A 1,683-nucleotide genomic window follows, 5' to 3' on the forward strand; every position below is an offset into this window, starting at 1 on the left:
ATGGTCACAGGTGCCTCCGGACGGTGTCCATCCGAAGACCTTCAAGATCGTCTTCTTGCCGCCGCGCCCGGCCTACCAGCTGATCGAGTTGCGCGGCGTCAAGGCGGGCGTCGCGTTCGGCCACCGCACGCAGCGTGCGCCACGCCATCGCCTTGCCCTCCACGCCGAGCCGCAACGACTCCAGTTCGATGACCGTACGCAGCGGTGAGTTCCGCAGGAGTTGACCGTTGAGCTTGAGCCGGGCGACCTTCTCCATCGCCCAACCTGTATAGACCTTGTATTGTCGCGCGGGGAGACCGAGAGCGCTGATCATGTCGAGCAGCGCGGTACGGTCCTGCGCGATCTCGGACGCCAGTCGCTCGAGCACATCCCCGGCCGCTGAACCGCGCTGCGACCGGGCCGCGCGGCGGGCCAGCTCAAGACCACTGGTAGCACCCGCCAAATGGTCATTCAGATAGATACCGAGTGGCGTCGGCTCAGAATCGGGCCCACGGTTGATGCCGATCGAACTGACGGTGCCGGTCCGGCCGTCGCTGTCCGCCATGACGCCTCCGAGCTTGCGACCGATGTACGTGCGACCGATGTGCTACCAACGTGCCCGGCCAGGCCGCGCCCATGCCCGTTCCCCCCGCTGGATGCACCCGCATAACGGATGACGATCAAAGAGCGAGTCCGGGGCACGGACATCGCGAGGTGCGAGGACCAGGACTTAGGACCAGGACCAGGGCAGAAGGGCGGACATCACAAAATTCACGGCATTGGGCTCGATCGGGATTACACTTCATGACACGCCCACAGATTCGCACGACGACGCCTGTGGTAGCAATCCGTAACAGGAGGCCGGGTGAGCACGCAGTTCGACCTCATCGTTGTCGGCGGAGGGGTCATCGGTTGCGCGGTCGCCTACCAGGCGCGCTCCCTATTCGAGCGGATTGCGGTCGTAGATCAAGCCCGTTCGCTCGGCGCGATGGCTTCGTCGGCGGCAATAGGAGGGATTACGCCGCAGAGTGACGACATCTGCGGAGCAAGCCTGAGTCTTCTCGCGGATCAGAGTCGCGCGCTTTATCCGGCTTGGCTGCGGGAGATCGAAAACGAAGCCGCCGTGTCAATACCTTTGCATACCGCAGGTCTGCTCCAGGTGGCACTGTCGGGTACCGAACTCGACCGGCTCGGCTGCGTGCTGCTGCCGGAATGGATCTCGCGCGGCGTCGAGGTCGTACCGTGCTCCCCAGCCGAGCTTCAGGCCTTGGAGCCGCTGCTCACGCGGCGCGCAAAGGGCGCATTCCTGCTGCCGCGGGAAGCGTCCCTGGAGCCCGCTCGCCTGCTTTCCGCGCTCGATTCCGTACTGCGACGGGATCCGCGTGTCACCGTCCTCACCGATGCGACGGTGGAGGAGATGAGGAGCACACCGGACAGCATAATGATCCGCGTGAAGGGCGGAACGATGCTCGGCTGTCGTCACGCCGTGCTCACCGCGGGGCTGGGTAGCGGCCAGTTACTGCCGGCTCGCACCGTCGATCCGATGTTTCCCGTAAAGGGACAGGCAATGGAGTTCCAGGTACCTCGGGTAGCGAGCTATCCCCTTCGTTTCCAGCTGTACGCCAAAATCGAGACAGCGGAGGGAATCAAGTCAGCATACCTGGTCCCGCGCGTGGACGGACGGGTGGCCGCGGGCACGACGTA

Annotated in this window: 2 protein-coding genes; one reads left to right on the forward strand and one right to left on the reverse strand. The window is 64.6% G+C overall.

Going from position 1 to position 1,683, the window contains the following annotated elements; translation table 11 throughout:
* Nucleotides 1-4: 4 nt before the first annotated feature.
* Nucleotides 5-544, reverse strand: a complete 540-nt coding sequence (locus U9977_RS10960) for a hypothetical protein (protein WP_322749117.1) — start codon at nucleotides 542-544, stop codon at nucleotides 5-7.
* Nucleotides 545-844: 300 nt separating this feature from the next.
* On the opposite strand from U9977_RS10960, the gene U9977_RS10965 reads away from it, so the two are divergent.
* The coding region (locus tag U9977_RS10965) for an FAD-dependent oxidoreductase (protein WP_322749118.1) at nucleotides 845-1,683 on the forward strand (839 nt) is incomplete at its 3' end.

It is taken from the genome of Protofrankia sp. Cas8, assembly GCF_963555845.1.
Lineage (GTDB): Bacteria > Actinomycetota > Actinomycetes > Frankiales > Frankiaceae > Protofrankia.

Coding starts and splice junctions, on each gene's coding strand:
- U9977_RS10960 (WP_322749117.1), bottom strand. CDS start 544: ATGGCGGACAGCGACGGCCGGACCGGCACCGTCAGTTCGATCGGCATC.